Genomic DNA, 24,310 nt, shown 5'->3' on the forward strand with positions numbered 1-24,310 from the left:
CAAGGAAACGCGATATAGCGACCGCACTCAAGGCCTGAGGTCGTCGAAGAACGCTTTACTGCCATCAACCTGGGACGATGCCCGGGGCAGATTCTGCGCCTCCCCGGTCGGCGTCTCGACATGCCAGTAACAATGCCTGACGGCGCGGGTAACCGCGACATAGGCCAGGCGCAGGACTTCGTCCTTCTGCGCGTTGTCGTAGGCTTCAGGGTCACCGCTACGGCCAAGCCCCGCCTGGCGATAGACCTGGTTCTTGTACGGTGAACGGGTCACGTGCTGGCAGTCGCCAAGCATGAACACCGCATCCGCCTGCAGCCCCTTGGCGCTGTGGTAGGTCAATTGACGGAACCGGCGCTGCCCCGGCGCAAGGCTTTTCTCATGATTGATCAGTGGCTGCAAATGCTCTGAAATCAATGACTTATCACTGCTTTTTCGATACAACATCATCACCGAATCGCCCTGCCGGTAATGCGCCATCAACTGCTGGGCAAGCGCAGCCTCGTCACGCGGCTGTACCGTGACCGGCACCGCATCCTCGGCCGCCAGGCCGCAGGCCTTGGCTTTCTTGCCGTTGATCGCCGGCGCCGGCTTAACGATGTGCTCGGCCGCATCGATGATGTGCTGGTGGCTGCGGTAATTGTCGCTGAGCATCACCCGCGTATTGGCCGGCGAGACGAATTCCTTGGCGAACTCCATGAAGTACTTGGGTGAGCTACCGCGCCAGCCGTAGATCGATTGCCAGTCATCGCCCACACACAGCAGCGACGAATGCTGGGCGGTGCGCCCCACATGCAATGACGGCCCGCGCCGACGGATTTCACGCAGGCTGGCCCTTAGCCAGGAAACGATCTGCGGCGAGACATCCTGGAACTCGTCGATCATCAAGTGCGCCAAAGGCCTGAGCAAGGCATCGGGCAACAAGCGCAGGTTCTCGGGGTTGTTCTCCGAGAACAGGGCGAACATCCGGTTATAGCTCATGATCGGCGGCGACTGCGCCAACAGGTGGTTCTCCAGCGCCCGCCAGTACAGGCTCAACGCCTCAAAGAACAGTGCATCGCTGTCACCTGCCGGAAAACTCATGCTTGCGACTGCCGCGCCCACGTCCAGCCCGAGGTTCTCGATGAACCCGGCAGCACTGACGAAAGCATCCAGGAGTGGCACCGACGAGAGCTCGCCCTTGACCTTGTAGTCAAAGCCCGGCCCGGCCACGGCATCCGTTGCAAGGGAGGCGGTCAAGCGCTTGGCCACCGAATAGTTTTCTAGCCATATCAATGGTTTATCGCAGAAAGCTTGAAACAGTGTGCGTTTGATAACCCATTCGGCCCACACCGGTAACTTGGCGTTCGGACGCTTGTAGTCCTTGTTTTCCCCGGGATCGAAGCCCAGTACCACCCAGGCATCGAGTTCGGCAATATAGCCATGGACGTGAAAACGGCTGCCATTGATCTCCACGGTTTCCCGGCGTGGCTCAATGCCCTTGATCGGCCACGCACCCGCCCTGAACCAGAGGTCTTCAATCGTGTCGCACAACTCCTCGTCGCGTTCGGCGGACAGTTGCGTCACGGCCACACGCTTCTGCACGTCGGGATGATCACGGTCCAGTGCCTTGAGCTGCAAGGCCTGGCGCCGCAGGGACGTGATCAACTCGGCAAAGCGTGAGCTGCCCTGCATCAGGTCGCGGTAGCACAGGTTCAGTTGCTGGCGCTGGGCATCATTGATACGCAGGTCGAACGGGTTGGTCTCGGCATTCGACTCGCTGCCACCCGGTAACTCACTGCCCAGCGTCTCAAAGGCCCGCAGCTGGCTGAAGCCCGGCAGGCTGCGCACCAGTGGCAGAATCCGCGAATGGAAGGTGCGCACCAACTCGCGGGCCTCTACCGGGCTCAGGTTGATGCCCCACAGGGCAAACACCTGGGTCAGTCGTGCGATGAAGTCCTTGCGCGACTCGCGCGTGAACGTGACCACGGTCATGGCGTCCAGTTCATAGCCCAGGTAGTGACGCAACAGCAGAATACGCAGCACCAGGGACGTCGACTTGCCGGCACCGGCACCGGCAATCACGCAGGTCGAAGGCGTCTCACTGAAGATCATTTTCCATTGCGCAGTACTTGGCTGCGCCTGGGCTGGCAGGCGCTGCGCAACGTCGGCCTTGAAGCGTTTTTTAAGTTCCGTGGTGAGCGGCAGGCGCCAATCGTCGAACAGGCTGTCGTCCTGCCCCGGCACTGCGTGGGCATCGGGGCGAGTATCACGGATCACCAGAACCTGGCGGCCAGCCTCGAAGCCATCGACACGGCCCTCCTCATAACCCTCGCGCAGGCCCTCGGCATGGCCGGTACGTTGACCGCTAGCATGCCCGTGAAACCACGAGTCGCGGTGCTGAGCCTGCAGCCGGCTAAGGCATCGACCCAGTACACGGGCCAGCAGCCGTCTGACCCAGGGCAACTGGGCCGGCGGGGTTAATTCCGGGGGGTGCTTGGGGCGCTCGTGTGACACACCGACTCCAACTGAAAAGGGCTCTGCCGCCATGTTCGCTCCATTGACCGCAAAGCACCAGCCGAATGCTTACAGATCAGTCAATTAGGCGATGAAGTGAATCAATCACTGCACCTTAAGCATCTAATAAACCGATCAGAATCAGCCATTATTTACGCTTAATTTCGATCATTAATTGGGCGATCATCGTTCACATAAACCTTGCCGAGGAGATGAATCATGCTGCAACTTCGCCCGTTCGCCACACTGGGCCATGCCAACCACGGCTGGCTGGATGCCCATCATCACTTTTCATTCGCCGAATACTACGATCCCGAGCGCATGCACTGGGGCACCCTGCGGGTCTGGAACGATGACCTGATCGCCGCAGGCAGCGGTTTCCCACCGCACCCACACCGCGACATGGAAATCATCACCTATGTCCGCGAAGGCGCTATCAGCCACCAGGACAACCTGGGCAACAAAGGCCGTACGGAAGCGGGCGATGTGCAAGTGATGAGCGCTGGGACCGGGATCGTCCACAGTGAGTACAACCTGGAGAAGGTTGATACACGCATCTTCCAGATCTGGATCATTCCAGAGCGCAGCGGCGAAGCACCCTCGTGGGGCACCCGTCCGTTTCCCAAGGGTGAGCGCGGTGAAGGCTTCGTGACCTTGGCCAGTGGCCGTGACGGTGATGAGCAGAGCTTGCGCATTCGGGCTGACGCACGGCTGGTCGCGGCTACCCTGAAAGCCGGAGAAAGCGCCGAGTACGTGCTGGACAGCGGACGTCGCGGCTATCTGGTGCCGGCCAAAGGGCTGGTCGAGGTCAACGGTGTGCGCGCCGCTGCCCGTGACGGCCTGGCGATTGAAGATGAATCGTTGTTGCGGGTGACTGCGCTGGAGGACAGCGAAATCGTTCTGGTGGATGTCGCCTGACCGCCCCCGCCAAGCCTGCTCCCATAGAACCTGTAGGAGCCGGGCTTGCCCGCGATGCAAACGCCGCGAACTCACGGATACCCCACCGACGTCATCGCAGGCAAGCCAGCTCCAACAGGGCCCGCGCCAGCCTGTAGGAGCCGGGCTTGCCCGCGATGCAGACGCCGCGAACTCGCGGATACGCCACCGACGCTATCGCAGGCAAGCCAGCTCCAACAAAGCCCGCGCAGCCTGTAGGAGCCGGGCTTGCCCGCGATACAGACGCCGCGAACTCACGGATACCCCACCGACGCTATCGCAGGCAAGCCTGCTCCAACAGGGCCCGCGCTAGCTGTGGGAGCCGGGCTTGCCCGCGATGCAGACGCCGCGAACTCACGGACACCCCGCCGAGGCCATCGCAGGCAAGCCTGCTCCAACAAAGCCCGCGCAAGCCTGTGGGAGCGGGTCTTGCCCGCGATGCAAACGCCGCGAACTCGCGGGCACCCCACCGACGTCATCGCAGGCAAGCCAGCTCCAACAAAGCCCGCGTAACCTGTAGGAGCCGGGCTTGCCCGCGATGCAGACGCCGCGTACTCATGGATACCCCACCGACGCCATCGCAGGCAAGCCAGCTCCAACAGAGCCCGCGCAAGCTGTAGGAGCCGGGCTTGCCCGCGATACAAACGCCGCGCACTCACGGACACCCCACCGACGCCATCGCAGGCAAGCCAGCTCCAACAAAGCCCGCGCAAGCCTGTAGGAGCCGGGCTTGCCCGCGATGCAAACGCTGCGAACTCACGGACACCCCACCGACGCTATCGCAGGCAAGCCAGCTCCAACAAAGCCCGCGCCAGCCTGTGGGAGCGGGTCTTGCCCGCGATACAGTCGCTGCGTACTCACAGGCACCCCACCGACGCCATCGCAGGCAAGCCAGCTCCAACAAAGCCCGCGCCAGCCTGTAGGAGCGGGGCTTGCCCGCGATGCAAACGCTGCGTACTCACAGGCACCCCACCGACGCCATCGCAGGCAAGCCAGCTCCAACAGAGCCCGCGCAAGCTGTAGGAGCCGGTCTTGCCCGCGATGCAAACGCCGCGAACTCACGGATACCCCATCGACGTCATCGCAGAGCTCCAACAGAGCCCGCGCAGCCCGTAGGAGCCGGGCTTGCCCGCGATACAGTCGCTGCGTACTCACAGGCACCCCACCGACGCCATCGCAGGCAAGCCAGCTCCAACAGAGCCCGCGCAAGCTGTAGGAGCCGGGCTTGCCCGCGATACAAACGCCGCGTACTCACGGACACCCCACCGACGCCATCGCAGGCAAGCCAGCTCCAACAGAGCCCGCGCAAGCTGTAGGCGCGGGGCTTGTGCGCGACCGATGATCAAGAAATGGCGTTATCGACCAATTCCTGGGCTTCGCTTACCAGGCGCTGCAAATGCGCATCATCGATAAAGCTTTCGGCGTAGATCTTGTAGATGTCCTCGGTACCCGACGGACGCGCCGCAAACCAGCCGTTGGCGGTCATCACTTTCAAACCGCCAATGGCCTGGCCATTGCCTGGGGCATGGCTGAGGATCTGCTGAATCGGCTCACCGGCCAGCTCAGTGGACTTCACCTGCTCCGGCGCCAGTTTGCTCAACAAGGCTTTCTGTTGCGGGTTGGCCTTGGCCTCGACACGCGTTGCGAATGGCTCACCCAGCTCGGCAGTCAGTGCCGCATAGGCCTGGCTCGGGTTACGCCCGGTGCGTGCAGTGATTTCCGCCGCCAGCAACGCTGGGATCAGGCCGTCCTTGTCGGTGGCCCAGACACTGCCATCCTTGCGCAGGAACGAAGCGCCTGCACTCTCTTCGCCACCAAAACCGAGTGAACCGTCGAACAACCCTTCGGCGAAGAACTTGAAACCCACCGGTACTTCGTAGAGGCGACGCCCCAAACGTGCCGTCACCCGGTCAATCAGGCCGCTGCTGACCACCGTCTTGCCGACGGCTGCATCGGCGCGCCACTGCGGACGGTTCTGGAACAGGTAGTCAATGGCAACCGCCAGGTAGTTGTTCGGTGCCAGCAGGCCGTTCGGCGTGACGATTCCGTGGCGGTCATGGTCGGGGTCGCAGGCAAAGGCAACGTCAAAACGCTCACGCAGGCCGATCAGGCCCTGCATGGCATAAGGCGAGGACGGGTCCATGCGGATCTGGCCGTCCCAGTCAACGCTCATGAAACGGAAGGTCGGGTCGACCTCGGTGTTGACCACCTCCAGGTTCAGGCGATAGTGATCGGCAATGGCCGACCAGTAGCGCACACCGGCACCGCCCAGCGGGTCAACGCCCAGGCGCAGGTTGGCACCACGAATAGCATCGAAATCAATCACATTGATCAGATCGCTGACGTAGTTGCCCAGGTAGTCATGGCGATGGGTCGTGCTGGCCTTGAGCGCCTGCTCGTAGTCCATGCGTTTCACGTCTTTCAGGCCATCGGCCAGCAGTTCGTTGGCCTTGGCCTCGATCCACTTGGTGACGTCGCTGTCAGCCGGGCCGCCATTGGGCGGGTTGTACTTGAAACCGCCGCTCTGTGGTGGGTTGTGCGACGGCGTGATGACCACACCATCAGCCAGCCCGCGGCTGCGACCACGGTTGTAACAGAGAATCGCGTGAGACACTGCTGGCGTTGGCGTGTACTCATCGTCCTTGGCCAGCATCACTTCGACGCCATTGGCCGCCAGCACCTGCAGTGCGGTAGCCGCTGCCGGGGTGGACAGTGCATGGGTATCGATGCCGACGAACAGCGGACCATCGATGCCTTTGACCTTGCGATACAGGCAGATGGCCTGGCTGATAGCCAGTACGTGGTCTTCGTTGAAACTCAACTCCAGCGAACTGCCGCGATGCCCGGAGGTACCAAACGCCACGCGTTGGGTGGCGATGCCGGCGTCCGGCCGGCCAGAGTAATAGGCGGTCAGCAGTCGAGGGATATCGACCAGGATCGACGCAGGTGCCGGTTTGCCCGCCAGGGGACTGAGCTTCATGCAAAACCTCAAGAATGGGTGTTCAGGGTAATGAAAGGACACAGTTTACTGGCAGTTTGACCTTAAGGCGACGAGGAAGCTCCCTGCCCTGACGACTATTTTTTTTGCGGTGCCCACCAGCCTGGAAACATCTGCTGTACCTTCTGCTCGGCGAATCGATCATCAATCAGCATGACCACCCCACGGTCCTGCGGGCCACGAATGACGCGCCCTGCGGCCTGGATAACCTTGCGCACGCCCGGGTACAGGTAGGTGTAATCGAAGCCCGCGCCAAACCGCTCGACCATGCGCTGCTTGATCTGCTCGTTGACCGGGTTGACTTGTGGCAGGCCCAAGGTGGCGACGAATGCGCCGATCAGGCGGGTTCCCGGTAGATCGACCCCTTCGGCGAACGCCCCGCCCAACACCGCGAAACCAACCCCTTGCCCACCTTCGACAAAGCGTTCGAGAAACGCCTGGCGTGCCTCCTCCGCCATCCCTTGCGACTGACGCCATTGGGGAATGGCCGGGTACCGCGTTGCCAGCATTTCAGCCACCTGCTGCAGGTACTCGAAGCTGCTGAAAAACGCCAGGTAGTTGCCTGGTTGCCGGACGTACTGCTCGGCAATCAGCTCGCTGATAGGCGCAATAGATGCCTGACGGTGCTGGTAGCGCGTCGACACATTGCTCACCACGCGCACCTGCAGCTGCTCTGCGACAAAGGGCGATGCCACTTCCAGCCAGGCAGTGTCGCCTGGCATCCCCAGCAGGTCGGCATAGAACTGCCGGGGGCCGAGGGTGGCGGAAAACAGCACAACGCTGCGCGCCGCCGCCATTTTCGGCGCGATCAATGCCGCGGGCAGCACGTTGCGCAGGCACAGGGTGGACAGGCTGCGCCGCCCCTGCCCCTCGCGCTTACTGATGTCGAACAGGAAGTTCTCATCAAAGACCTCGCTCAAGCGGATGAACTGCAGCGCACGGAAATAGAAGTCCATCAGTGCAGGGTCCAGCCCCGACGGGGCCTGATTCATCTGTTCCTGAATCAGCGTCAGGCAGCGCTGCAAGGCCTTGAGAAAGGCCGTCGGCAACTCGGCACTGGCCCTGTAGGGCGCAACCTGGTCATTGTGCAGGGCATTCCATTGACGATTGAGTTGCTGCAGGGCACTGCTCATGCCGACAGGCTTGCTGCGACGCAGGCTCTGCAATAACCACTGATCGAGGCTCGCGCTGTACATCTGACGGGCGCGCTCGACCAGGTTGTGTGCCTCGTCCACCAACACCGCCAGCCGCCATTGGTTGACCTGGGCCAGGCCGTACAACAAGGCGCTTTGATCAAAGTAATAGTTGTAGTCGGCGACCACCACATCGACCCAGCGCGCCATCTCCTGGCTCAAGTAGTAGGGACAGACCTGATGCGTCAGCGCCACCTCGCGCAACGCGGCTTTATCCAGCAAGGCGACTTCCCGGGCCGCCTGGCGAGCCGCCGGCAATCGGTCATAAAAGCCCTTCGCCAACGGGCAGGATTCGCCATGGCAGGCGCTCTGCGGATACTCGCAGGCCTTGTCCCTGGCCACCAGCTCAAGGCTGCGCAGCGCCAACGTCGGGGCACTGGTCATGACCTGGCGCACCGCCTCCAGCGCCAAAGCCCGGCCCGGCGTCTTGGCGGTCAGGAACAGCACTTTGTCCAGCTGTTGCGGCACGACAGCCTTGAGCATCGGGAACAACGTGCCCAGGGTCTTGCCGATACCCGTTGTGGCCTGGGCCATCAGACAACGGCCGGTGCTGACCGCCTTGTACACCGTTTCGGCCAGATCGCGCTGGCCGCTGCGCATCTGCGCATAGGGAAAGCTCAATGCCTGCAACCCGCTGTTACGCTCGCTCAGGCGCTGCATCTGCGGGATCGCCCAACCCAGAAACACCGCACATTGCTGCTTGAAGTACTGCTCCAATGCCTCGGCCTGGTAGTGCTGCTCGATACGCGTCTCGCGGTCACTGTCGACATCAAGGTAGACCAGCGCCAGGTGAATGTCGGTCAGTTGCCGCGCGCTGCACAGCAGCCAGCCATAAATGCGCGCCTGCGCCGAATGCAGCTCGCGGTGGTTATGCGGTTGGCTGGCAAGGTCGCCTCGGTAGGTCTTGATTTCCTCCAGGCGGTTGGCTGATGGCGCGTAACCGTCGGCGCGGCCGCGCACGCGCAGTTGCTCGTAACAGCCCTCCAGGGTGACTTCTGCTTCATAGTCGGGCCCGCGCCGAGCAACCACCCGGCGATGCCCGGCCATTCCTTCCTGCGCCGTGGGCGACGGGGTGAAGCGCAGGTCAAGATCGCCCTGTTTTGCGGTGAATTCGCAGAGGGCACGCACCGCGACTACGTAGCTCATGACGCCTGCGGCGCCCATTGCACATGGCAGACCTCGACCGGCAGGCCATGCTCACTGCAGAACGCTATCCAGCGCAGCTGGTTGTCCTGCAGACGGTCGCCAGGCCCCTTGACCTCGATCATTCGGTAACGCCGCGCCTCGGGCCACAGTTGAATCAGGTCTGGCATGCCGGCGCGGTTATGTTTGATATCTTCCAGCAAGCGCCGGAAACACGCGGACAGATGCTCAGCGGGAAGGCACGCCAAGGCCTGCTCCAACAGCGTTTCGTCAAGCACCTCCCACACCACGAAAGGCGACTGCAAGCCGCGCTTCGCCGCATGGTTGGCGCGAATCGTCTGGTGATAGCGACCGTCTTCCAACTGCGCCAGGCAATCGCCAAACAGCGCCTCACGACGTGCGTGGAAACCGGGATCATGAAGGTCCTGAGGGCCACGTTGGAAAGGGTGGAAGAACGCACCCGGCAGCGGCGCGAAAATCGCGTCCCAGCAAAGCAGGCCGAACAGGCCATTGAACAGGCAGTTCTCGACGTAGAACACCTGACCGCCCTCTTCCTCCAGGTGCTGCTGGACTGCCCGCTCGACACCCAGCGTCGAATGCTCGCGAGGCAGGCAGAGGTCGACCCGGTGTACGTCAGGTGCGCTGCGCCTCGGCTGCGCGGGCCCACCCAACTTGCGCCGCAGGCGCGGCAGTACGCGGTCCAACGCCTGCGCTTGCAGTGCATTGAGCGGCTGCTCACTGACCGCCTCGGCCAGATTCAGCGCGGCCGCCCACTGTTCGTCGCGCTCCAACACCCGTATGTGGCGCAATGGCGCCTGCGGGTGCGCACTGAGCGGATAGATCTGCTGGGCCAGCGCCCAGTTACCCTCGCGCTCACACTGCTGGCCCAGGTGGAACAGCAAACGAGCGCGACGGCGTTCCAGCCAGGGGTTAAGGCTGTGCAGGCACTCGGCACGCGCCAGTACCTGCTCGACAGCAACCCCCGCAGCCAGTTGCTCGGCACACTCATGCAGGGCCAAGGCGACCTCGACATCGTTGCGCTCACGCATCGCCCGGGAATCGGCACTGAACGCCACTTGCTCGTAGCGCAGTACGCCAAGGTCAGCCAATACGAATTCGGACCAGTCCTGGTGCAGATTGCCAAAGAACAGCAGGCGCAAGCGGTCGCACAGGGCTTGCAAGCGCCACGCGTAGACAACCTCGGCAAACCCCGGATACCACTCGGACAAACGACGTGGCTCTGGGTACAGAGGTGCCAGTTGTTCAAAAAGCTCGGGTTTGGCCGCACGCGGGCGCGTCAATGCCGTGGCGAAACAGTCAACGATTTCATCCTTGCGCAGCATCTGGAACAGCTGTTCCAAGCTCAGCACGGCATCATCGTCGACCCACGCCAGGGCCACCAACGGCGCCAGGGCCTCGGCTGACGGGCCGATTTCGGCGTATTCCAACTTGCTTTCGCGGAACAACTGCCCCTTGCGCATCACCATGCGCACCAGCATCGCCCGGGCGGCCTGCGGTTGTTGGCCGAACTGGTGAATGAAATCATGCTCCTGCTCCGAGAGCAGATCGGCATAACGCAGCAGCAACCAGTCCAGTACCTGCTGGAAGTTGTGGAGGTAGTAAAACGGATCAGAAACAGGGTGAGCGATCACAGCAGGCAGGCAACCAGAATGTCCAGGCACTGGTTATACATACAGACCAGCGCTCTTGGCAACTTCCCGTGATCAGCGGCTTGCCATGGCCCTGCCAGGCGACAGATCGCTTACCGGGTGACAGAGCGTTTTACTCAACGTCTCGGCTTCAAGCCAGTACAACGTCTGCAAGGTCGACAGCGGCAAGCCACTGATATTCACCAGCCACTGAACAACCGGCTCAGGTGCCCGCTGCTCACGCAGCGCCTTGTGCATGTAGGGCAACGCAACCAGCATACCCGGGTGACACTGGCGCAAAAACGCCTCCAGCCGCTTGCCGCCTTCGATAAAGGGCGCAAACAGCAGACAGATCAACTGAGCCTCACTCAAGCCATAGGCCTGAGTGGCAAGATCAGCGGCCTGCTGGCGACGCTGTGCCAACTGATCGGCGCCCTGCCACGCAGCCAGGACCTCGCGCTGCAGGAGCGGCGACATCTGCTTGCGCTGCATCCGAATACCGGCTCGCTTGAGGTAATCGCTCACGCCGTCCGCGTAGCACTGCCCGTGCACATGTTCGCGCCGAAGGCCCCACAGGTGCGCGCTCAGCAGTGGCGTGACGCAATCCGACTCGCTGAGCACGCACGAATGCTCACTGCACTGGAAACCAAGAAACGCGCTTAACACCTCACACTCCGCGTCAAACGGCTGGTGAACCAGATCATCGATCGCAATGAACCGCAAAGGACGTTGATTGCCGGAGAAGTACTGGGTTTGCAGCGGCAGGCCCAGCAACCGTTGCAGGTGTTGACGCCGCACCGCGCTCAGCGCGTCGATCATCGCCCGGGGAAATGTCGCAACCTGGGCACTGAGGCCAACACCCGCTCGCCTCAGCTTGCGCCGCCCCCAGGCCAGGTAGCGCTTGCGCTCAGGCAAGGGGTCGGCGCTGATGACCGCATCAACACCGCCGTCCCATGCCATTGCATGCCGGTACAGGTCGGCCAGGCCCGCGTAACAGCACCCACAGAATGGGGGGCAAGCCACCCCGCCCGCCAGATGCCCGGCCAACAACAGATCGTTGCGGTCTGCCTGACGCTGGTTCGGCGACGAGAGCTGAGCACTGTCGAACGGCTGCATGACACCATCATCGAGCACCAGCACTTCAACACGCGGATCATCCTGGACAAACAGTGCCGAGTAACCACGCTCGATGTTCGCAATGACGTCAGCGGTTATGCCCGCATGCCGGGCGGTGGCAATTCGCAGGTTGAAGGTCGCCTGAGCGCGAGCCGCAATGCTCAATTGCGCAGCCCGCAGAAATGCCAGGGCATGAACACTGTCTTTGCCACCCCCATGGGCATACATCACTTTGAAGCTACCGACCCGCTCATAGCCGCCCGCGGCGACGATCACGCGCTGGATCAACAGTTGCAATGAAGCGCGCTGAGCCGGGGAAAAGCGCTCCATCAGCCGCTGAAGGACTTGTCGATAGACATACTGCATGGCCTGGTCATGAACGCTACTCATAGTGCTTACCTGCTGTACCGGAAAAGCTGACGACCGTGTTCGACCGCGAGAGCAGGTCGGGAAGAAGAATGAAGGTGGCCATAGATGTTTCCTACAGAGCCATAGGACGTTTAGAGGACAAACGCGCAGGCGCAACGCCTGTCCCAGGCTTTGTCGTGAATCCGCAGAGGTCGCCTGTAATCAGTCGAACAATCATTTCTCGCTCCGTGAGAGGACAGTGAGTGGGGTATCCAGTTAACGTGTCGGACAGGCCGCAGTACTTTTTCCTATTCATTCAACAGTAAGCCAATACGCGCTCATCCGTTTCAGCAAACCGAGTAGGAAATTTCTGAAGCTCACTCAGAGCGCCAAGCGCGGGCGTCTTGGCGCGGGATATCGCAGGCAAGCCCCCTGTGAAGTGACTTGCCTACGACGGTATTGGCGGGGGTAAATACCAAGGTGCCAACTATTGCAGTTGGCCATCCAATACAGCGATCTGCTTGAATCCATCGCCGTCACGCAGCAAAAACACCGCATCCATACCCCGCTGCTGCGCCAAGGCAACGCCTTTATCCGGGCCCAGCACCATCAACGCGGTGGCCCAGGCATCCGCGTACATGCAGCTGGTGGCAACCACCGAAACCGCCGCCAGCGGCGAGCTGAGTGCGCGGCCACGGGCCGGGTCCATCGTGTGTGAATACACCACGCCGTCGCGCTCGACCCAATGCCGGTAGTCTCCGGAGGTGGCGATGGAGGCATCGCTGAGTTCCATGACCCCCATCACCTCTCGCCGGCCACGCAGCGGCTTTTCAATCGCGATGTTCCAGGGTTCGCCCGAGGGCTTGTGCCCGGCGGCACGCATCTCGCCATCGATGCCGACCAGGTAATGCCTGATGCCCGCCTGTTCCAGGCAGTGAGCCAGTTGGTCGACAGCAAAGCCTTTGGCGATGCCATTCAAGTCCAGGGTAATGGGCAAGCGTTTACGTACACGCTGAGCGCTGAAGTCGAGTTCAAGGGCCGCAGAGGCGCGGTTTCGCCTCTGGCCACCCTCCACCAGCGGCAGTTCGGCGGATTGGCCGCCCGCACCAAACCCCCAGGCGTTGACCAGGTCGCCCACGCCGATATCGAAGGCCCCCTGTGACTCATGCTCGATACGCAGCGCAGTCGACAAGACCCACAGCAAGGCGTCGGGAATCACCCTCCACGCCCCCACTGGCAAGGCGTTGAACTGCATCAACGCGGAGTCGGGCTTCCAGGTGGACATCTGCTGGTCCACGGCATCGACCGCCTGAAACAACTGCGCACCCAATACCGCCAAGTCCTGGCCCTCTGGCGCATAGAAGACGGCGCTGTAGCGGGTTCCCATGGTTTCGCCATTCAGGCTGTAGCGCTCAAGCGCCGCCGCTTCAGAACACATCTTCACGGTATCGCCCCTGTACATTGAGGGTTTCGACGTTCAGGCAAATCGGTGCCAACAGCCCATCAAACACCTGCCTGACGCTTTCTGCCATTTCACGCCCGCCGCAGACCAGCACCTGCGCACCGCTCTGGATAAGCGCCTGCAACTTCAGCGCATCGGCGCGAATACGGTCTTGAACATAAGCGCGCTCCGCACCGCGAGAAAACGCCGTGCTCAAGTGGTGGAGCCGTCCATCCTCCAGGTAGGTACCCAGTTCATCCTCATAGAGGAACTCCGTTGTGGCCGACCGCCCACCCCAGTACAGGTTGATCGGGCGCGCCCGGTGGTTCTTGCGGATAAACCCTACCAAAGGCCCGATCCCGGTACCCGCACCCACCAGAATGACCGGAGCCTGCCCGGCACTGGGGCGGAAATGCGGGTGTTGCTGAACAAACGCTTCGATGCGACCGCCAAGCGGCAGCGTATGCAGGTATCCCGAGCACAGCCCCTGCGCATGTCGACGCACACAGATCTCCACCACCCCATCGCTGCGGCTGGTGGCAATCGAGTAGAACCTCGCCTCTTCCCCGCGGTTCGGTACCACACCCAGCAAGTCACCGGGCTCGAACGCTGGCAAGCGGTCCTTGCCCAGCAATCGGGACAGCAGGTTACGACCGCTGCCGGTTACCGGTGCAAAACGCAAGACGGCGGTACTGGTTGCTTCGGTTTCGCCATAGACCACCCGCTCGATCAATTCGAGGCTGCGTGTCGGCACCGAGACACGTGCCGGCTTCAGCAGCAATTCGACCCCCAATTGTTCGGCAAGGGCACTGCCCCACTGGCTGAAGGACTCGGCATCGCCACGGTCAACCGTTGCCAAGGGCAGCAACATCGAGCAACCCGCGCCCTGCAAGGCATCCTGTACCTGGTGGGCATAGGCGCAGAACTGTTTGAAACGCGAGTCACCAAAGCCCAGCACCGCAACGCTCAGGTCCGGGCCCAACTGTGCCTGTTGCAGACGCGCCATGAACGCACTGGCGGAGTCCGGGGCGTGGCCGTCGCCGTAGGTCGAGGTCAGCACCAGCAGGCGCTTGGCCTGGCGATAGCGCGGTTGCAAGCTGTTCATGGTGGCGGTATGCACGGCATGACCAGCGTTCGTCAGCGCATCATGCACGGCACTGGCAAATGCCCAGGTGGTCGCCGACTGACTGCCGACCAACACCACGGTATCCGCCTGTTGCGCGCCGACGTTGGCACGCAGTGTCGGCGTCAGCTTGCGCCGTTGCCACCAGATCAGGGTGCCGGTAATGGCCAACAACGGCACTGCCGACACACACAGACCACACAGCAGGCTCAACCACCAGTAGCCTTCGCCGGTGTGCAATTGATAGACCGTCTCATACACCTGACGCGTCAGCGTGTGGACCTGATAATTCAGCAGTTCGCCTGATGCCGGGTCGACGTAGCCATCGCCAGATGCAGTTCTCAGGGTGATGACTCCGTTGCTGTCATTGGGCTTGGGAAACTCCAGCTCACGCAGGTCAGCGATATCAACCGCCTTGAGTGCCTTGAGGTCAGCAACGGCCGCATGCGGGCCTTGTGCAACCTGGCTGGGATAGGCCGGCTCAAGCGCCATGCCATCGTCGATCAGGCCAAAGGTGACGCCAGACATGTAAAGGCCTGTCACCGACAGCAGTATCAGCCCCGGCAGGCTCAGGCGGCCAGCGGCCGAGTGCCAGCGCTGAGAACGGTCGCCCGTTGATCGGGACAGCAGCATGCGCCATCCGCCCATTTTTCGGGCCAACAGCACCACACCAGACAGTGACAGCAGCGCCATCGCCAGGGCGACGACACCACTGACGCCGCGCCCCACATCGCCCGAGAAAAACGAACGGTGCAAGTCCCGCATCCAGGCCATGAAGGCACCCGGCTCATAGGAGCCAAGCGCTGCTCCTGTGCGCGGATCGACACGCAAGGTGTCACCGCCGTGCTTCGAGTCGACGGTCACCCGAACTTCGCCTGACGGTGCGCGCTCGATCAGTTCGACACCGGCAACCTGTTGGGTAATCCGCGAGGCGACGACGGCGGCGCTGACACCCTGCAGCGGGCTGCCGACATCCAGACGCGTGAGTGTCGGTTGCAGTGCCAGGGTCACACCACTCAGGGCGACGACCATGACCAGCACACTCAGCGCCACACCTGGCCATGAATGAAGTTTGCGCAGCATTAGCCTGTACCTCACCGGTATCAGAGATCGTAACGGAAGCTATCGACGTAACCGTTGCCCGACGTGGCCTTGCCTGAGCCTTCGCGGGTCAGCGGCACCTGGACTTCGGCGCTGTTTTCGCGCTTGTCTTCCACCGCGGTATCGATGCGGATTTGATAGCCGGCGTCGATCAATGCATCAGCAATGTCCACCGACACTTTCAGCGTTTCACCACTGCCGACGCTGGCGCCACTGACGCCGTCGAATTCGGCAGCATTCAGGCCGCTGCCACGGGCCCAGTCACGCAGGTGCTTGTAGTACTTGGCCTTCTTGCCGGCCACCCACAGGGTACGTTCGTACTTGCCCTGAGCATCGGTCAGGTAAATGACAACATAGGCACCGTTGCCCCGATAGGATTGCAAGGTGCTGGTGAGGGTGACTTCCCGAGCGTGAGCAAATGCTGGGGCAGCGGCGACACCTGCGAGTGCAAGGGAAAAGACAGCCTTTTTCATCGAGAAGCCCTCAGGCAGAGGAAAAGATGGCTTCACGATAACGGCCATTACTTAATGGAAGCTGAACAGGCTTTCAGCGGTACTTAAGGGTTCCTTAAGGTGCTTGTGCAGCAACGGCGTGGGTACGGGCCCGGTCAGTCAGCGCGCGTTTTGCCCAGTAGCAGGAGCAATGACAGCGCCGAAAATACGGCACCGGCGTAGAACGCCATCGCCGCACCATAGGCTTGCCAAAGCCAGCCGGCAATCACACTCGCCAGCAGCAAGGCCAGCCCACTGACCAGGTTGAACACCCCGAATGCCGTGCCTTTCAGAGCGGCGGGCGTGGTATCGGCAACCAGTGTGGCCAGCGTGCCCTGGCTAAAGCCCATGTGCAGCCCCCACAGCGCAACCCCGGCCATCATCGCCCAGGCGCTTTGGGCGTACGCCAGAACAACGTCAGCCAGTATCAGCAACACCAGGCTCATGGACAACAGCGACGTGCGGCTCATTCGGTCCGACCACTTACCGACCGGGTATGCCGACACCATGTAGAAACCCGCCATCACCACCATGACCACAGGCACCCAGGTGGCCGCGAAACCTGCCTGCTGCGCACGCAGGATCAGAAACGCCTCACTGAAACGTGCCAGTGAAAACGCCGCACCGATGGCTACGACCCACCAGTACTCAGCGGAAAACTGCTTCAACGAGGCCATTCGCAACGGCGCACGGAAGTGCCGCTCGCCCGCCTCATGGACAGGCTCGCGGATCCCCACCAGTAACAACCCAACGGCCAGTGCTGCTGGAATCACGGCAAACCACAGAACCGACGAAATCGCCCCGGCAAAGACGGTCATCAGCAGAATGGCCAGCAGCGGCCCGAGAAAGGCACCCACGGTGTCCATCGCCTGGCGCAAGCCAAAGCAGGCACCGCGAATGGCGGCGGGCGCCACATCGGCGACCAGTGCGTCGCGTGGCGCCCCGCGTATACCTTTGCCGATCCGGTCCAGAATACGTGCGGTAAATACCACACCTGCCGAACTGGCCAGCGGGAACAGTGGCTTGGTCAGGGCCGCAAGCCCATAGCCAAGCAACAACAATTCCTTGCGCCGCCCGATGAAGTCGCTGAACGCCCCGGAAAACACTTTCACGATCAGGGCGGTGGCTTCTGCCACCCCTTCGATGATACCTACCGCCAGGATGCTGATGCCGAGCTCACCCACCAGATACAGTGGTAACAGGCTATGCACCAGCTCGGACGACAGGTCCATGAACAGGCTGACAAAACCCAGCGTCCAGACCGTTCGCGGGATACGTGGAAGCGAACGATCGGCCCCCCTGTTCATCGAGTAGCCCCCTGACGATGACCTTGGCCGGCGGGAACTACACACCCGCCGCTGATGCAACCAGAGCATAGTCGATCGCCCTGCCCGCCTCCTGCGCCTTGGCCATCGTCATGTTTGGGATTACGCCAGGACCTCTGGCTCGTTCACCGCAGGTTTTACCGTCGCACGGGCGTCGAAAGCGCCACCCGTCAGTACTTGGTCTGCTAGCGTCACCGGTTTTTTCCCGGGCAACAGCGGGAATACCAGTTCGGCAAAGCGAATCGACTCCTCCAAATGCGGGTAACCCGACAGTACGAAACTGTCGACACCCAGTTCGGCGTACTCCTGCAAGCGCGCCGCAACCGTTTGTGGGTCGCCGACCAATGCCGTGCCCGCGCCGCCACGCACCAGACCGACCCCGGCCCAGAGGTTCGGACTGACTTCCAGTTGGTCGCGCCGCCCGCCGTGCAAGGCGGCCATGCGTCGTTGGCCTTCGGAGTCCATGCGGGCGTAGTTGGCTTGGGCGCTGGCAATGGTGTCGTCATCGAGGTGGCTGATCAGCCGTTCGGCGGCAGCCCAGGCTTGCTCGGTGGTCTCGCGCACGATCACATGCAGACGCACGCCAAAACGCACTGTACGCCCGTATTTCGCCGCACGTTCACGCACATCGGCAATTTTTTCGGCCACCGCGGCCGGCGGTTCGCCCCAGGTCAGGTAAGCATCCACGTGCTTGGCCGCCAGCTCATGGGCGGCTGCCGAGGAGCCACCGAAGTACAGCGGTGGATAGGGTGTCTGCACTGGCGGGAAAACGTTCGAAGCCTGTTTGACGTTGACGTGTTTGCCTTGGAAATCCAGGGTCTTGCCAGCCAGCAGTTGGCGCCACACGGTGAGGAATTCGTCTGCTGCTTCGTAGCGCTGGTCGTGATCGAGGTAAACGCCCTCTGCCGCCAGCTCAGTGGCATCGCCACCGGGTACGACATTGAGCAGCAGGCGGCCGTTCAGCGCCTGGTCGAGGGTGGCGGCTTGCCGCGCCGCCACCGTCGGGCCGCTCACCGAAGTGCGCAACGCTACCAGCAACTTGATCCGCTGGGTCACCGGCACCAGGCTCGCAGCGGTGACCCACGGGTCCAGGCAACTGCTGCCGGTTGGAATCAACAAACCGTCGTAGCCCAGGCTTTCAGCGGTCACTGCAATCTGGCGCATGTAGGCGTTGGTCGCCGGGCGACCGGACGACGACTTGCCCAGGTAGCGGGTGTCACCAGAGGTGGGTAGAAACCAGAAAATCTCCAAGCTCATAGGTACAGGCCTCAATAATAAATGCGCGGCTGACAGGGCAACCCGTTCTGGCGCAAGGCGCGCGGCATCCGTGCCGTCGGTATGTTGCGCGCGCTCTGCGGCGCGCTGAGCAGCAACGTGGCTGTATGGGACAGCGGTGAGCAAGAGCTGTACCAGCTGCCGACGGGCCCGGCTAAAAGCCTCTCGGGCCGGAGAAAACCGGCCGAGCGACCAGCACTCATAGCCCGCTGACGGCGTGGTAACTATTGCCCAGCCAACAACACTGTTGATTGGCTGTTGCCAGGAAAACACCTGCACCGGGAACCCGCAGAAAAATCCACAGGCCGCGATCCAGAGCCCCCCGGCACGTCACGGCAACGCCTTAAGCTAATAACTAAAATGTCTTTATTTAAAGGTTGTTAGATCAATTACATTCAACAGCGCACACACCGATACTGTTGTGCCTTACGCAGCTCAGCAGTGTTGCCAGCCCAACAGCCCGTCTACGACTGGACGGCTGGGCGCCAAACGGGGCGCTACAAACACCGTCTTTTTACTCATAGGCCCGACCATGCAACTACTCACGCTGCCGCCCTCACCCGCACTGGCCACGTCGATCCGCGCCACTGCGCAGGTTTTCGAAGACCCTAAATCGCAAGCGCTGCTGGCGCACCTGCAACAGATCGCTCCCAGTGACGCCAGCGTGTTGATCATTGGTGAAACCGGTACCGGCAAGGAGTTGGTGGCGCGTCACCTGCACAACCTCAGTGCCCGGCGCAACAAGCCGTTTATCGCGGTGAACTGCGGCGCCTTCTCTGAAACGCTGGTGGAGGCCGAGTTGTTCGGCCACGAGAAAGGCGCCTTCACCGGCGCCCTGAGCGCCAAGGCCGGCTGGTTTGAAGAAGCCAACGGCGGCACGCTGTTCCTTGACGAGATCGGCGACTTGCCAATGCCCATCCAGGTCAAACTGTTGCGCGTGCTGCAGGAGCGGGAAGTGGTGCGCCTGGGCTCACGCAAGAGCATCCCGATCAATGTGCGGGTGCTGGCCGCCACCAACGTGCAACTGGAAAAGGCGATCAATGCCGGGCATTTCCGCGAGGACCTCTACTACCGCCTGAACGTCGTCAGCCTGGAGCTCAACCCTCTGCGTGAGCGACCAGGCGATATCCTGCCGCTGATTCGCCACTTCATTGCCGAGTACAGCCGACGCCTGGGCTACGGCGAGATTGTGCTGGATGCCGAGGCTCAGCAGAAACTGGTGAACTATTCCTGGCCGGGCAACATTCGCGAGCTGGAAAACGTCATTCACCACACGTTGTTGATCTGCCGTGACAACCTGATACGCGCACATGACCTGCACCTGTCCAATTTGCGCATAGAGCGCCAGGAGAGCAGCAACCACAACGACAGCGCCGAAGCCTTGCTGGAACAGGCCTTCCAGAAATTGTTCGAAGAGGAAAGCGGTGCCTTGCATGAACGGGTCGAGGCACTGCTGCTGCGCGCCGCCTACCGTTTCTCCCACTACAACCAGGTGCACACCGCCAACCTGCTCGGCCTGAGCCGCAACATCACCCGGGCAATGCTGATCAAAAGCGGCGAGCTGGTGGTCAATAAACGCCAACCCGCACCACGCGAGACCGGTGCCAGGGCATTCAACCTTTCAATCTGAACACCCGTGATCAATACAAAGAAGCCCGGGGCTATCCCATCGATAGCCCCGGGCTTTTCAGCTTCAACAGCGCAAGCCCCTTCAGCGTGGCGCGAGGTACCCCAGCAACTGCACCCGGTCGGCCAGCGTCGCCGCTTTTGCGATCAGCGCCTCGGCATCGCCCTGAACCGGCACGCCGACCAGCAAGCGCCCTTGGGCGCGCCCCTGAATACGCTCGACACCACCGTGCAGCAAACGGCTCTGGGGCCCCAGAGCCCCGGGCAATCGCCAGCAGGTCCACTTCGTGCCGGTGGCCGCTGAACTGCAGGCTCAACAACCGTTCATCCGTCACGGCCCCCGGCCCGGCGTGCAACCGCTGTTGCAGATCGGCAGGTACGTCACTGAGCTGATGGCCCAGCAGGGTGCGGGTGACCTCATGCTGTGGGTCACCGAACAGTTGCCAGACCTCGCCCTGCTCCACCACCTCTCCGCGCTCCAGCACGACCACCCGGTCGCAGATCGCCCGGATGACTTCCATTTCGTGAGTGATCAATACAATGGTCAGGCCCAGACGGCGGTTGATATCGCGCAGCAGGGCCAGGATTGCCTGAGTACTTTCCGGGTCAAGGGCTGAGGTAGCCTCGTCACAAAGCAGGATCTGCGGCTGGTGCACCAGGGCACGGGCAATGCCGACGCGCTGCTTCTGCCCTCCGGACAGTTGCGCCGGGTAGGCCTGATGCTTGTCTTGCAACCCCACCAGAGCCAGCAGTTCGCTGACCTTGCTGGCAATCTGCGTCTTGTCCACCCCGGCCATGCGCAAGGGCAGTGCCACGTTGTCCCAGACGGTTTTCGCCGACATCAGGTTGAAGTGCTGAAAAATCATGCCCACTCGCCGCCGCAACTGCACCAGCTGCGCGGCGTTGTACAGGCCGATATCCTGATCGTCGATCAGCACCCGACCGCTGCTCGGCTGCTCGAGGCGATTGAGGGTGCGAATCAGCGATGACTTGCCAGCACCGCTACGGCCAATGATGCCAAATACCTCACCGTGACGAATTGCCAGGTTCAGGTTGCTCAACGCTGGCTGGGGATTGCCCGGGTAGTGCTTGCCTACCCCTTGCAGGCGGATATGCGCCGGTTCATGCAGGGTGCTCACCTGTGCCTCGCGACGGGCGGAGGGCGCCGGCGCCAGATCATCAGGTGCAACCTTGAGTGCAGTGTACTGGGTCATCTGAATGGGCTTCCTGACAGCCACGATGCCGACAGGGCTTAGAACCCTGGGGCAATCTGGCCTTTGTAACGGGCAAGGATGAATTCACGCACCTGTGGCGAGTTCAGCGCTTTGGCCAGTTTCTGCACGGCCGGGCTCTGCAGGTTGTCCGGACGGGCGACCAGGTACTCGACGTAGAGGTCCTTGCCCTTCTCGACAATCAGCGCACTGCTGGTGTCGATACCGGCTTCAAGGGCGTAGTTGGCAAACACGAAGGCCAGGTCGACCTGGCTTACCGAGCGCGCCAACAGTGCGCCTTCCAGCTCACGAATCTTCAGTTTCTTCGGGTTCTCGGCGATATCGCGCTGGGTCGCCAAGGTGTTGCTTGGGTCTTTCAGTTTGATCAGGCCAGCTTCATGCAGCAGTACCAATGCCCGGCCTGTGTTGACCGGGTCGTTGGGTATCGCCACCGAGGCGCCGTCCTTGAGTTCCGACAAGTCCTTGATCTTGGTTGAATAGGCGCCAAAGGGCTCGATATGCACGCCGACCACCGGCACTAGGTTGGTGTGGCGGGTCTTGTTGAACTCGTCGAGGAACGGCCGGTACTGGTAGTAGTTGGCGTCGAGGTTCTTTTCTGCCAGTTGCAGGTTGGGCTGGATGAAGTCGGAGAACACCTTGATGTCCAGATCGACGCCCTCCTTGGCCAGTGCCGGTTTCACGAATTCGAGAATTTCCGCATGGGGAACCGGGGTAGCACCCACGACCAGTTTTTCACCCGCCTGCACGCTGAACGCGACCACGGCAGCCAGAATGGCAATAGCCTTTTTCATTACAGTGACTCCTTGAACAATAGAAGATTGGCCGTCGTGGGGTGGACGTGGGGCCACAGTTGGCAGCACTACCCGGCTGCCACTCGGGAGGATATTTTTCAGCGTCGGCTGTAACGCACCACCAACCGGTCACCGCTGACCTGCAGGGCCTGCACCAGGACAATCAGCAAGAGCACGGTGACCACCATCACATCGGTCTGGAAACGCTGATAACCAAAGCGAATGGCCAGATCGCCCAGGCCACCGCCACCGATCACCCCGGCCATTGCGGTGTAATCCACCAGGACAATGGCGGTGACGGTCACGGCAGCGATCAGCCCGGTGCGTGCTTCAGGCAGCAAGGTGTGCCAGATGATCTGCCAGGTGCTGCCGCCCATGGATTGGGTTGCCTCGACCAGGCCTCGGTCGACCTCGCGCAGGGCGGTTTCCACCAGCCGGGCGAAGAACGGCGTGCAGCCCACCACCAGCGGCGGAATGGCGCCCGCCACACCCAGCGAAGTACCGGTCAACAGTGTGGTTACCGGTACCAGAACAATCAGCAGAATAATGAACGGCAACGAACGCAGGGTGTTCACCAGCACCGACAGGCTGCGGTACACACCCGGGGTTTCGTGCAACTGCTGTTTACCGGTGAGGTACAGCCACACCCCCAACGGCAAGCCCAACAGCACGGTAAAGCTCAGCGCCGCGCCGAGCATGGTCAGGGTATCGAGGCAGGCCTGAGCGATTTCCCCTCCATTGAGATTGGCGAACAGTTCGTTCATCCCTTCACTCCTCAGTGCAGTACGCCCTACGACCAGTCATGGCGTGGCGGTTTAACCCCATTGAGCAACCAGTTGCCCACCACGTGGTACTTCCAGCGCACCGGGTCGTGCAGGGTATGCACGCGGGCGTTGCGCCAATGCCGGTCATGGTTGTGCAGGGCCAGCGAGGAACGCGTGCCGCCCAGTTCGAACAGGCGGTTACTGGCTTCCAGGGCGATTTCCGTGGTCAGCACCTTGGCCTTGGCGACGGCCACCGAAGCCCGTGCCACCCCGTCTTCGTCCGGCGCCGCCCGCACGCTGTCCATGACCTTGCCGGCGCGCTCCAGCAATGCTTCTGCAGCCTCCAGGCGGATGCTCAGGTTGCCGACCTGGACGATAGTCAGCGGGTCTTCACTGGCCTTGGCCAGCCCGGCGTCGATCCAGGGCCGCGCATGCTCACGCACAAAGCGCACGGTGTCGCGCAGCGCGGCCTGGGCAATACCGGCATCGATGGCGGCGGTGGTGATCTGTGCAAACGGCCCGGCCAGGGTCGGGTTCTCGTAAGAGCGATAGGTCTGGAACACATTGAACGCCGGTACCCGCAGGTTCTGCGCCAGTACCGTACCGCTGGCGGTATTGCGCTGCCCGATACTGGCCCAATCATCGACCACGGTCAGCCCATCGGTGTGGCGTGGCACAAACGCCAGGTGCGCCCTGCCCTCGGCATCCAGCGCCAAAACGCCCAGCCAGTGAGCGTAGAGCGAACCGGTGCAGTAACCCTTGCGCCCATTGATGACGATGGACTCGCCATCGTGGGTAAAGCGCGTCTGGATGTCCTGTACCGTCTTGCCGCCCGTCTCGGACAGTGCGTTGGCGAAACGATTGCCCTTGAGCGCCAGGCCGAAGAAAAAGCGCTTTTGCGCCTCACTGCCCTGCAGGCGGATGTCTTCGAGCAAGCAATAGTGGTTTTGTGGAATCTGCCCCAGCGACGCATCGGCCGCGGAAATAATGGCAATCACTTCGGCCAGGGTGGCGTAGGACACCTCAGCGCCACCGAAGGCCTTGGGCACGGTAATACCCCACAGGCCGCTGTTGGAGAACACATCCACCACCTCGGCGGGCACCTGGCGCTGGCGATCACGCTCAGCGTCGCCCTCCAGCAGGAAAGCTGCAACCTTGTGCGCAACGGCAATGGCTTCGGCATCGCTGCGGATGACATGCGCATCCGGTTCAGAAAGTGGGTAGTGCGCGCTGGTCAGGGTGTTCGGCATAGGTTCCTCACGGCT

The 24,310-nt window shown here is 61.9% G+C and carries 15 protein-coding genes and 1 pseudogene; 2 read left to right on the forward strand and 14 right to left on the reverse strand.

The features are described from left to right. Nucleotides 1-27: 27 nt before the first annotated feature. On the reverse strand, nucleotides 28-2,526 hold the full coding sequence (locus ACZ9H3_RS05090) for a UvrD-helicase domain-containing protein (RefSeq protein WP_476219964.1): 2,499 nt from the start codon (nucleotides 2,524-2,526) through the stop codon (nucleotides 28-30). A gap of 186 nt (nucleotides 2,527-2,712) precedes the next feature. Here ACZ9H3_RS05090 and ACZ9H3_RS05095 point away from each other — a divergent pair, with 186 nt between their 5' ends. Next, nucleotides 2,713-3,411 (forward strand): pirin family protein, encoded by a 699-nt coding sequence (locus tag ACZ9H3_RS05095; RefSeq protein WP_102051600.1) that lies wholly within the window; start codon nucleotides 2,713-2,715, stop codon nucleotides 3,409-3,411. Between the two features lie 1,360 nt (nucleotides 3,412-4,771). Here ACZ9H3_RS05095 and pgm read toward each other — a convergent pair. The 9 genes from pgm to ssuD all read right to left on the reverse strand — a co-directional run bounded on the left by pgm (nucleotide 4,772) and on the right by ssuD (nucleotide 18,614). After that, nucleotides 4,772-6,409, reverse strand: a complete 1,638-nt coding sequence (pgm, locus tag ACZ9H3_RS05100) for a phosphoglucomutase (alpha-D-glucose-1,6-bisphosphate-dependent) (RefSeq protein WP_065757608.1) — start codon at nucleotides 6,407-6,409, stop codon at nucleotides 4,772-4,774. A 95-nt stretch (nucleotides 6,410-6,504) separates the two neighbouring features. After that, entirely contained in the window at nucleotides 6,505-8,766 is a 2,262-nt protein-coding gene (locus ACZ9H3_RS05105) for an ATP-dependent DNA helicase (protein ID WP_476219967.1), read from the reverse strand. Beyond that, a complete protein-coding gene (locus tag ACZ9H3_RS05110; RefSeq protein ID WP_476222706.1) occupies nucleotides 8,763-10,415 on the reverse strand; it encodes a VRR-NUC domain-containing protein in 1,653 nt (550 codons plus the stop codon). The genes ACZ9H3_RS05105 and ACZ9H3_RS05110 overlap by 4 nt, the downstream gene beginning before the upstream one ends. A gap of 72 nt (nucleotides 10,416-10,487) precedes the next feature. Next, entirely contained in the window at nucleotides 10,488-11,918 is a 1,431-nt protein-coding gene (locus tag ACZ9H3_RS05115; protein WP_476219969.1) for a hypothetical protein, read from the reverse strand. Nucleotides 11,919-12,363: 445 nt separating this feature from the next. Beyond that, on the reverse strand, nucleotides 12,364-13,314 hold the full coding sequence (locus ACZ9H3_RS05120; protein ID WP_476222708.1) for an FAD:protein FMN transferase: 951 nt from the start codon (nucleotides 13,312-13,314) through the stop codon (nucleotides 12,364-12,366). Beyond that, nucleotides 13,304-15,523 (reverse strand): PepSY domain-containing protein, encoded by a 2,220-nt coding sequence (locus tag ACZ9H3_RS05125; RefSeq protein ID WP_476219971.1) that lies wholly within the window; start codon nucleotides 15,521-15,523, stop codon nucleotides 13,304-13,306. The genes ACZ9H3_RS05120 and ACZ9H3_RS05125 overlap by 11 nt, the downstream gene beginning before the upstream one ends. Before the next feature lie 20 nt (nucleotides 15,524-15,543). Beyond that, entirely contained in the window at nucleotides 15,544-16,014 is a 471-nt protein-coding gene (locus ACZ9H3_RS05130) for a DUF2271 domain-containing protein (protein ID WP_476219973.1), read from the reverse strand. Nucleotides 16,015-16,148: 134 nt separating this feature from the next. Next, nucleotides 16,149-17,339 carry an MFS transporter gene (locus ACZ9H3_RS05135; protein WP_476219974.1) on the reverse strand — a complete coding sequence of 397 codons (1,191 nt, stop codon included), beginning with the start codon at nucleotides 17,337-17,339 and terminating at the stop codon, nucleotides 16,149-16,151. A gap of 120 nt (nucleotides 17,340-17,459) precedes the next feature. After that, a complete protein-coding gene (gene ssuD, locus ACZ9H3_RS05140; protein ID WP_102051594.1) occupies nucleotides 17,460-18,614 on the reverse strand; it encodes an FMNH2-dependent alkanesulfonate monooxygenase in 1,155 nt (384 codons plus the stop codon). A 550-nt stretch (nucleotides 18,615-19,164) separates the two neighbouring features. On the opposite strand from ssuD, the gene ACZ9H3_RS05145 reads away from it, so the two are divergent. Continuing rightward, nucleotides 19,165-20,262: a sigma-54 interaction domain-containing protein gene (locus ACZ9H3_RS05145; RefSeq protein ID WP_476219976.1), complete on the forward strand. Its 1,098-nt coding sequence runs from the start codon at nucleotides 19,165-19,167 to the stop codon at nucleotides 20,260-20,262. A gap of 81 nt (nucleotides 20,263-20,343) precedes the next feature. On the opposite strand, the pseudogene ACZ9H3_RS05150 reads toward ACZ9H3_RS05145, so the two are convergent. The 4 genes and pseudogenes from ACZ9H3_RS05150 to ACZ9H3_RS05165 all read right to left on the reverse strand — a co-directional run bounded on the left by ACZ9H3_RS05150 (nucleotide 20,344) and on the right by ACZ9H3_RS05165 (nucleotide 24,295). Then, nucleotides 20,344-21,472 (reverse strand): annotated as a pseudogene (locus ACZ9H3_RS05150) (methionine ABC transporter ATP-binding protein). Nucleotides 21,473-21,510: 38 nt separating this feature from the next. Continuing rightward, nucleotides 21,511-22,281, reverse strand: a complete 771-nt coding sequence (locus ACZ9H3_RS05155) for a MetQ/NlpA family ABC transporter substrate-binding protein (protein ID WP_330523340.1) — start codon at nucleotides 22,279-22,281, stop codon at nucleotides 21,511-21,513. Between the two features lie 98 nt (nucleotides 22,282-22,379). Further along, nucleotides 22,380-23,045, reverse strand: a complete 666-nt coding sequence (locus ACZ9H3_RS05160; protein ID WP_163939719.1) for a methionine ABC transporter permease — start codon at nucleotides 23,043-23,045, stop codon at nucleotides 22,380-22,382. Nucleotides 23,046-23,071: 26 nt separating this feature from the next. After that, the gene (locus ACZ9H3_RS05165; protein WP_102051590.1) at nucleotides 23,072-24,295 is read right to left on the reverse strand and encodes an SfnB family sulfur acquisition oxidoreductase; all 1,224 of its coding nucleotides are present in this window, start codon (nucleotides 24,293-24,295) and stop codon (nucleotides 23,072-23,074) included. Nucleotides 24,296-24,310: the final 15 nt, after the last annotated feature.

Source organism: Pseudomonas sp. TE3910 (genome assembly GCF_056279025.1).

Coding starts and splice junctions, on each gene's coding strand:
- ACZ9H3_RS05090 (WP_476219964.1), bottom strand. CDS start 2,526: ATGGCGGCAGAGCCCTTTTCAGTTGGAGTCGGTGTGTCACACGAGCGC.
- ACZ9H3_RS05095 (WP_102051600.1), top strand. CDS start 2,713: ATGCTGCAACTTCGCCCGTTCGCCACACTGGGCCATGCCAACCACGGC.
- pgm (WP_065757608.1), bottom strand. CDS start 6,409: ATGAAGCTCAGTCCCCTGGCGGGCAAACCGGCACCTGCGTCGATCCTG.
- ACZ9H3_RS05105 (WP_476219967.1), bottom strand. CDS start 8,766: ATGAGCTACGTAGTCGCGGTGCGTGCCCTCTGCGAATTCACCGCAAAA.
- ACZ9H3_RS05115 (WP_476219969.1), bottom strand. CDS start 11,918: ATGAGTAGCGTTCATGACCAGGCCATGCAGTATGTCTATCGACAAGTC.
- ACZ9H3_RS05120 (WP_476222708.1), bottom strand. CDS start 13,314: ATGTGTTCTGAAGCGGCGGCGCTTGAGCGCTACAGCCTGAATGGCGAA.
- ACZ9H3_RS05125 (WP_476219971.1), bottom strand. CDS start 15,523: ATGCTGCGCAAACTTCATTCATGGCCAGGTGTGGCGCTGAGTGTGCTG.
- ACZ9H3_RS05130 (WP_476219973.1), bottom strand. CDS start 16,014: ATGAAAAAGGCTGTCTTTTCCCTTGCACTCGCAGGTGTCGCCGCTGCC.
- ACZ9H3_RS05135 (WP_476219974.1), bottom strand. CDS start 17,339: ATGAACAGGGGGGCCGATCGTTCGCTTCCACGTATCCCGCGAACGGTC.
- ssuD (WP_102051594.1), bottom strand. CDS start 18,614: ATGAGCTTGGAGATTTTCTGGTTTCTACCCACCTCTGGTGACACCCGC.
- ACZ9H3_RS05145 (WP_476219976.1), top strand. CDS start 19,165: ATGCAACTACTCACGCTGCCGCCCTCACCCGCACTGGCCACGTCGATC.
- ACZ9H3_RS05155 (WP_330523340.1), bottom strand. CDS start 22,281: ATGAAAAAGGCTATTGCCATTCTGGCTGCCGTGGTCGCGTTCAGCGTG.
- ACZ9H3_RS05160 (WP_163939719.1), bottom strand. CDS start 23,045: ATGAACGAACTGTTCGCCAATCTCAATGGAGGGGAAATCGCTCAGGCC.
- ACZ9H3_RS05165 (WP_102051590.1), bottom strand. CDS start 24,295: ATGCCGAACACCCTGACCAGCGCGCACTACCCACTTTCTGAACCGGAT.